This window comes from Helicobacter sp. MIT 14-3879 (assembly GCF_003364125.1).
This window is the reverse complement of sequence record NZ_NXLP01000006.1, coordinates 84,859-92,143: the sequence shown is the minus strand read 5'-3', so window position 1 is coordinate 92,143 and position 7,285 is coordinate 84,859. Positions and strand designations below refer to the sequence as shown.

Genomic DNA, 7,285 nt, shown 5'->3' with positions numbered 1-7,285 from the left:
TATGATTTAAATGATGAGGAAATTAATTTAATAGAATCTGAATTTGCTAATAGGGGGGGGGTAATTGAGAATATCTATCATTTACTAGAATCTTTTATGAAGGATTTTAAAGCCTCTTATAGTTTTAATTCCGCTTCTTGTCATTCTGAATCTTACTATTTAGATTCTAAGAGATGTTTCGCTACCGCTCAACAAGACAAAGTAATTCTTCAACAAGACAAAATTTGTCATTCTGAACCTTCTCATTATTATTCTAGGCTGCCTAATTCTCCTTGTCATTCTGAGCTTTCACAAGAAAGCGAAGAATCTCTAAGAAAATCTCATCTTAAGCAAAGCGAAGAATCTCTTAATAATTCTTATAGAGATGTTTATCCCTATGGGAATTTGAGTGCTAATGCTCCTGCATCGGCTTTGCCTCAACAAGACAAAATAAAAGCTCATAACATAATAGAATATGAGGGCAAGATTATCTATCCAGAAACAACACAAAATGTTAATTTTATGATTGATAAAATGGGTTATTTTTTAGATAAAACTGCTTTTATGATAAAAGGAAATGAATTAGAATATCTCAATGCTGTGCTTGCTTCTAAGATAAGTTTTTGGTATTTAAAGAAAACTTGTAGCACGCTTAATGCAGATGGTCTTAGTATGAGTAAAATCTATGTAGAAAAATTACCTGTGGTAGAAACGCATAAAATAGATTCTAAGCTTCTGGCTGAAATTAAGACTTTAGCTAGTGAAATTTTAGAATCTAAAAATAGAAAAGAAATATCTACAAAAGCTTTGGAAACTAGGCTTGATAATCTCATCTATGAAGCTTATGATTTAAATGATGAGGAAATTAATTTAATAGAATCTGAATTTGCTAATAGGGGGGGGGTAATTGAGAATATCTATCATTTACTAGAATCTTTTATGAAGGATTCTGTGAGAAGCTATAAAGACAAGTTAATTTGGGCAGAACTTGCACGAAGTGGAAATGCCTTTGTTGTAGATAATGAGGGGTATTATTTGCTTGCTGGGGCTTTTTTACTCACGCTTTATGATAAGAGCCAAGATATTTTCTATCTCTCTGCGATATTTAATAATCCTTTAGCTTTATTTTATTTGGAGCAGGTGTATTCTAAGCTTGATGAGACAGGTTGGCAATGGAAAAAAGACCCTGTGGAAAAAATTCCTATCCCTAAAATTGACGCTGGAAACAAAGATTTAGCTGATGAAATCATTGCTATGGCAAGGCAAATTAACCACAATAAAGATAAAACCCTAGAAGAAAGTATCAAACAAAAGGTCTATATGCTTTATAATTTGAGTAAAGAAGAAATCACCCTATTAGAATCTTTTGCCACTAGCGGGGGGGGGAGATAAAAATATATCTTAATGCCTTTATGCAAATGTTTATGCGGGATTCTCAATTCTCTTATCATTCTAAAACTTGCTTGCAAGGTGAGGAAACTCATCATAATAACCCATCCCCTAATCCCCTCCGCAATGGAGGGGGAAGGACAGAAAACTTCCTAAATGGAGGGGGAAAGCAAGAAAGTCCCATCTATACACATAACAAAGGGAAGTATCAAGGCAAGATTCTTTATCCTTGCATAATGGCAAGTGAGCCTTGCTTTGTGTATGAAAAAAATGGATTCTTTGCTCCAGCTCCTGCAAATATCATCACAGGCAAAGAAAATGAAATGAAGTATCTCACAGGGCTTCTAAACTCTCAATGTGTGTATTTTGCAATGCGTAGGTTTTATATGGGAGGAGGAATTGAGGGAGAGTTAAAAACAAATAATCTTTTAAAACTTCCAATTCCACAAATCACAAAATCTAACCAAAAAATTGTTGATAAAATCATCACTTTAGTCGATAAGATTTTAGAATCCAAAGCAAAAGACTCCACAACTAACACAAGCAAATTAGAATCTAAAATTGATATTTTAGTGTATGAATTGTATAATCTAACAAACGAAGAAATTAAAATTATAGAGGGCAAATAATGGAAGAAAAAATGCGTTTTTTGTTATTGAAACAAATATTGCAAAAAAGCCCTCTTGACTTGGCGGCAATAGAAGTATCATTAATGCAAGGGAAACGCAAAGCAGATTTGCTAATTGCTAAAAAAAATGAATTGATAGCATATGAAATAAAATCATGCAAAGACAATCTTGCAAAACTTAATGGGCAAATTTCGGACTATCTAAAAATATTTGATAAAGTCTATGTAGTTTTAGATATAAAATTTAAAAAAGACATTATAAGCATTCCCGAGCAAGTAGGTATTATTTTATTTGATTCTAAAAGTTCGAAATTTAAAATACTCAGAAAACCTCAAAAGAATAACCCTATAATGTATTATCAGACTTTGTTTGTTAATAGTAAAAAATTAAAGCTTTATAAACAGAATGGAATAATAGATATTTTTGATTTAAGACATTTTTTAGTGAAACATTTGAAGAAAAAAGATTTAAAGCAGTTAGTTTTTGAATGCTTGAAAGAAAAATATTCTTATGGTTTTGAGCTTTTTCAGAAAATTTTTCATAACAATGAAATTCATTTGAGCGATATATATCTTTTATATTGCTCTAGCCAAATTAAAACTAGTGCGTAAGGAAGTTTGTAATGAATACTAAATTTGGATTCTCTCTTGGTGTTTTGCTTGGAATGCTAATAATTTTTATATCTGTTGCTTTTTTCTCCTGGAATATTAAAGGTGAATTATTGAATCTTTATATTTTAGGGAATGAACTTAAGGGGTCAGCAGATACTAACAAAACACTTGAAGTATTAATTTCTGAGAATAAACTTATTTCGGCTAAAGATTTCTTTGGCTTTTATATTTCATATTACAATAATTTTATTGTTATTTTAAGCTGTATTATTGGTGCTTTTGCTATTACTTCGTTTATATATATTAGGAACAAAAATGAAGAAACAAATGAAAAAATCAAAAATGAGACTAAAGAACAAATTGATAATTTTTTGAAAGATAACACTAATATCAAAATGAGAATTCAAGAAGTAACAGAAGATTCCATAAAAGACATTATGGAAAGAATGGAAAAAATAGAAAATGATATAATAAAAATTCAAGATTTAAAAGAAATGCAAGAAACCAATAAAGAAATAGCTAAAGAAATAACAACACCAATGACAAAGGATTGATATGGCTTTTATAGAAGAGCAAACATTGTCCGAAAGTAGTTTAGATTTAGAGCAAAAAAGTATTTATGAGATATACAAAGAAGCGCAACAAAATAATCTTTCTATAAAGCCCTTTGATATTTTCTCTTATGTTAAGACTATTAATGAAATTAGGCTCATAGATGAATATTTAGAAGATGATATTTCTGGGATTATTGAAAAATTTTCAAATTACTACCAAATTACTTTGAGCAAATATCATTCGCAACTAAGGAGAAGATTTACATTAGCTCACGAATTAGGACATTTTATTCTTCATAAAAAATATTTAAAAGATAATAAAAAAATAGAGGATAATATTTTATTTAGAAAACAATCCAATACGAATCATATAGAATTAGAAGCTAATGAGTTTGCAGCTGCACTCTTAATGCCAAAACTTGAATTTGAAAAAGAAATCAAAGATGGTAATAATACTATTGAAAAATTATCATCTCGTTTTCAAGTTTCTTATGCAGCTGTAAAATACAGAGCCTTTAAACTAGGATATATAAGGGAGTATTAATGAGTTTTGTTTATTTTCCTATTTTAAAAAGTAGAACCTCTGAATTAAGGGCTTATGAAAATTTGTCAATTCAATCCAAACAAGAAATGCTGCCCATTATTGAATTAACAAAATCAAGAATTAGCAAAAGTAATCCTGAAGGATCTATTGAGAAGAAAATAGAAGAGATAAAAAAAATATTGGATAGTAATTTATTTATCTTGGATTTAACAACCGATGAAACTCTCAAAAATCCTCAAATTGACAAAATGCTTTTAAACTATCAAGATGGATATAAAGAATGGGTAGATTTTGTTAAAAAAATTATCATCGATTACAATCTCAAAATAATTCCTTGCATTCATTACAATCCCAAACGCATTGAAGATGTCAAATTGCAAATTAAGCAGCTTAAGGAAAGTGTTAAAGGTTTAAATCTACCACTTGCTTTAAGGCTTGATGCAAATAATAATAAAAATCCTAAATACATAGAGGCAATAAAAGAATTCACAAAAGATTGTATTTTAATTTTAGATGGTGGTTATATAGAAGGAGAAGAATATTTGGATTTTAATCTTCAGTCTATCAATGAATATAATTTTAAAAGCATAATTTTTGCTTGTTCTTCATTTCCTCCAACCTTACCTAACAATGGTAAAGAAGTAGTAGAAAAATATCTATTAACTGAACAAAAAAATTATGTTTCCTTAAAAGAGCGATACCCACATATCTTTTATGGAGATTATGCCTGCACTCACCCCATAAGATACGATACGCAAGTAAGAGGTTGGATTCCTAGAATAGATATTCCATTGTTGAAAAATAATCAAGAATACATAGTATATTATTATAGATGTAGAACTTCAGAAAGAATTAATATCGAACAAGCTTATCAAAATTGTGCAAAATCCCTTTTTCAGTTAGATGAGATAAAAAATGTTATGAATAATTCTATTTGGGGATTTAATGTTTTTAATGATGTCATAAATGGCTATGTGGCTGGAAAAAGTCCTTCATTTTGGATTTCTGTTAGAATAAATATTTATATTACTGCCACTTTGGAAAAACTTAAAAGGTTAAAATGGGGAATTTTAAAGCTTTAACCTTATTTTCTGTCAATATAAACAAACCAGAATTTATTTTATCAATAAAAAACATAAATTATAAAATACAGAATCGTTTTTATATTGCATTATTTGAATTGTAGCTTAAACTCAAACTTATTTGCGATGACAATCCCCCGCAACCCCCTAACAAACACTAGGTGTCATGCTTTAAAATGCTCGTATCTTTCGTGTAAGTGAGGACAATGGACAAACACAGACACAAACCTTGCAAAACTCCCCCTTTGGCATTAGTAGTATGGTAGGTTTATTGAGGACTTTGGGATTGCGGGGTTACAATTCAAAGCAAAATTCCACCAAAGATTCGGACGTAAAGAACGCATAGGCGGGCACTAGCAGCACAGATTCAATGACACAACACACAAACACCAAAGGAGCAAATAGAGTTCATCACCCTAAACAACGGCGTCAAAATACCAATCCTAAGCTATGTTGTATAGTAGATTAAGCCAAAAGACATACAAAAGCATGCAGAATACTCAATCAGTCGGGGAACACCCAACACAAGCAAGCTAGAATCTAAAATTGATATTTTAGTGTATAAACTCTATCACCTCATCAATGAGGAGATTAAAATCATAGAGACAAGCTAAAAATTTATTATTAGTATGTTAGAATATAAAAAACAAAAATGTGAGATAAAAAATGAAAGAATTAAAATGGTTATTATTTGGCATTTTAACTGCTGGTGTGGGCTTTTTACTCTACAAACTTTACAAAAAAGATTCTAATAAAAATACTTACATTGATGGATTTGCAGAGGGATATATGGGTGGATTTTCTGCTACACCCTCACCAACTGCACCCAAAAAATATGGAGAGGTTGCGCTAGAGATTCAGCAAAAGCAAATACAAGCTTACAAGCAAATCAATGCGAATCATCAAAAACAAAGAATAAGTCTTAAAAAATGAACAAAAAACCTGCAAGATAAAGATAGTCATTCTAACAATACAAATCCACAAAATCAACTCAATATCCAAAACAATATTTTTATGGAAAATGAGTTTAATGCCATAGGAAAATTACCTGAACCTCTAGCAAACCGTGCTTTTACTTTGCTAGAAAAAACAGCTGAACATAAAATGCAAATAGATAAAGAAATCATTGAATTAGAAAAACAAGAGCAGAAAATAGGGTAAGTGATAGTCGTTGGTTCTATGCTTTGCAGGGATTGGGAGCTTTAGGTGCATTTATTTTTATTGTTGGGAGTTTAGGGATATTTGCTTACCTTATTATACAGGATAAGCCCAATGCTTGGCTTTCGCTTCTTCCTGCAATTATAACTTCCCTTGTAAAACTAGGAAATATTAAAAATCGTAGATAAGCATCGCAGATTCTATCATAGCCTTAGTGGAGGAGATTTTAAGGCTTAAAGCTTGTCATTTTAAGCACTCTTGTTATTTTGAATCTTCCTCTTGTCATTCTAAAAGAGCGCAAGGCAAGAATGAAGAATCTAGCAATCTTTGTCATTATGCTTTTTGTCATTCTAGGCTGCCTAATTCATTTTGTCATTCTGAGCTTTCACAAGAAAGCGAAGAATCTCATAAAGATTTCGCCATTTGTCATTCTGAACCTGCCCTAGCAGGTGAAGAATCTCATAGAGATTCTGCCACTTATCTTTCTGAATCTTATTATTTAGATTCTAAGAGATGTTTCGCTACCGCTCAACAAGACAAAGGAATTCTTCAACAAGATAAAGCTTGTCATACTGAAGATTCTCATTGTCATTCTAGGCTGCCTAGTTCTCCTTATTATTTTGAATCTTCATCTTGTCATTCTGAACTTGCATTAGCAGGTGAAGAATCTCTTAGAGAATCTCATTTTGAGCATAGCAAAATATCTATTCCTGCAGATTCTAAAAGAGATACTTCGCATACGCTTAAGATGACAAAAGACAAAACTTGTCATTCTGAAGTGTTAGCTGAAGAATCTCAAAAGGAATGTAATAGAGATACTTCGCATACGCTCAGTATGACAAAGAGAGATATTTCGGGCATTTGCCCTCGTGCGTTGCGCGAGCAACTCACCCACACTTGCAAATATGACAAAAGAGATTCTTCACCTGCTAGGGCAGGTTTAGAATGGCAAAGCCCCAACACCTATATTGATGTAGTATGAAAATTCTAGTGGCTAGAGCAGGTTCAATATGACAAGATAGCCCAATATGACAAAGCCCCCAACACAAGCAAGCTAGAATCTCAAATTGATATTTAGTGTATAAGCTCTATAATTTAAGTAACGAGGAAATGAGGATTATAGAAAGTAAGGAATAGATAGACTAAAATGTAGTGCTTATGTTTTAACATTCATAATAGGGAAATGAGGATTATACAGACTAAAATATCCAAAATTAATATTTTAGTCTCTTTAATTTATATCATTAAAGTGATAAAGAAATTGAGATTACAATAATATTTAAGGATAAGAATGCCAAATACTAAAACGAGGAAATGAGGATTATAGAAAGTAAGGAAT

The 7,285-nt window shown here is 31.1% G+C and carries 10 protein-coding genes; all 10 read left to right on the top strand.

What is annotated here, in order from left to right:
* Nucleotides 1-1,371, top strand: a 1,371-nt coding sequence (locus tag CQA44_RS05595) for a TaqI-like C-terminal specificity domain-containing protein (protein ID WP_309544881.1), incomplete at its 5' end; no start/stop codon positions are given.
* 20 nt (nt 1,372-1,391) lie between these two features.
* A complete protein-coding gene (locus CQA44_RS05590; RefSeq protein WP_115546299.1) occupies nt 1,392-1,997 on the top strand; it encodes a TaqI-like C-terminal specificity domain-containing protein in 606 nt (201 codons plus the stop codon).
* Nucleotides 1,997-2,608 (top strand): MmcB family DNA repair protein, encoded by a 612-nt coding sequence (locus tag CQA44_RS05585; protein WP_115546298.1) that lies wholly within the window; start codon nt 1,997-1,999, stop codon nt 2,606-2,608. The genes CQA44_RS05590 and CQA44_RS05585 overlap by 1 nt, the downstream gene beginning before the upstream one ends.
* An 11-nt stretch (nt 2,609-2,619) precedes the next feature.
* Nucleotides 2,620-3,162: a hypothetical protein gene (locus CQA44_RS05580; RefSeq protein ID WP_115546297.1), complete on the top strand. Its 543-nt coding sequence runs from the start codon at nt 2,620-2,622 to the stop codon at nt 3,160-3,162.
* A 1-nt stretch (nt 3,163) separates the two neighbouring features.
* Nucleotides 3,164-3,706, top strand: coding sequence for an ImmA/IrrE family metallo-endopeptidase (locus CQA44_RS05575; RefSeq protein WP_115546296.1), 543 nt, complete (start codon nt 3,164-3,166; stop codon nt 3,704-3,706).
* A complete protein-coding gene (locus CQA44_RS05570) occupies nt 3,706-4,788 on the top strand; it encodes a beta family protein (protein WP_115546295.1) in 1,083 nt (360 codons plus the stop codon). Before CQA44_RS05575 ends, CQA44_RS05570 begins: the two co-directional genes overlap by 1 nt.
* 666 nt (nt 4,789-5,454) lie before the next feature.
* Entirely contained in the window at nt 5,455-5,721 is a 267-nt protein-coding gene (locus CQA44_RS05565; RefSeq protein ID WP_115546294.1) for a hypothetical protein, read from the top strand.
* Between the two features lie 81 nt (nt 5,722-5,802).
* Nucleotides 5,803-5,949: a hypothetical protein gene (locus CQA44_RS12520; RefSeq protein ID WP_181881797.1), complete on the top strand. Its 147-nt coding sequence runs from the start codon at nt 5,803-5,805 to the stop codon at nt 5,947-5,949.
* A 23-nt stretch (nt 5,950-5,972) separates the two neighbouring features.
* Nucleotides 5,973-6,134 (top strand): hypothetical protein, encoded by a 162-nt coding sequence (locus CQA44_RS12515; protein ID WP_181881796.1) that lies wholly within the window; start codon nt 5,973-5,975, stop codon nt 6,132-6,134.
* A gap of 26 nt (nt 6,135-6,160) precedes the next feature.
* Nucleotides 6,161-6,928, top strand: a complete 768-nt coding sequence (locus CQA44_RS05560) for a hypothetical protein (protein ID WP_115546293.1) — start codon at nt 6,161-6,163, stop codon at nt 6,926-6,928.
* The last annotated feature ends 357 nt before the right edge of the window (nt 6,929-7,285 follow it).

Coding starts and splice junctions, on each gene's coding strand:
- CQA44_RS05590 (WP_115546299.1), top strand. CDS start 1,392: ATGCAAATGTTTATGCGGGATTCTCAATTCTCTTATCATTCTAAAACT.
- CQA44_RS05585 (WP_115546298.1), top strand. CDS start 1,997: ATGGAAGAAAAAATGCGTTTTTTGTTATTGAAACAAATATTGCAAAAA.
- CQA44_RS05580 (WP_115546297.1), top strand. CDS start 2,620: ATGAATACTAAATTTGGATTCTCTCTTGGTGTTTTGCTTGGAATGCTA.
- CQA44_RS05575 (WP_115546296.1), top strand. CDS start 3,164: ATGGCTTTTATAGAAGAGCAAACATTGTCCGAAAGTAGTTTAGATTTA.
- CQA44_RS05570 (WP_115546295.1), top strand. CDS start 3,706: ATGAGTTTTGTTTATTTTCCTATTTTAAAAAGTAGAACCTCTGAATTA.
- CQA44_RS05565 (WP_115546294.1), top strand. CDS start 5,455: ATGAAAGAATTAAAATGGTTATTATTTGGCATTTTAACTGCTGGTGTG.
- CQA44_RS12520 (WP_181881797.1), top strand. CDS start 5,803: ATGGAAAATGAGTTTAATGCCATAGGAAAATTACCTGAACCTCTAGCA.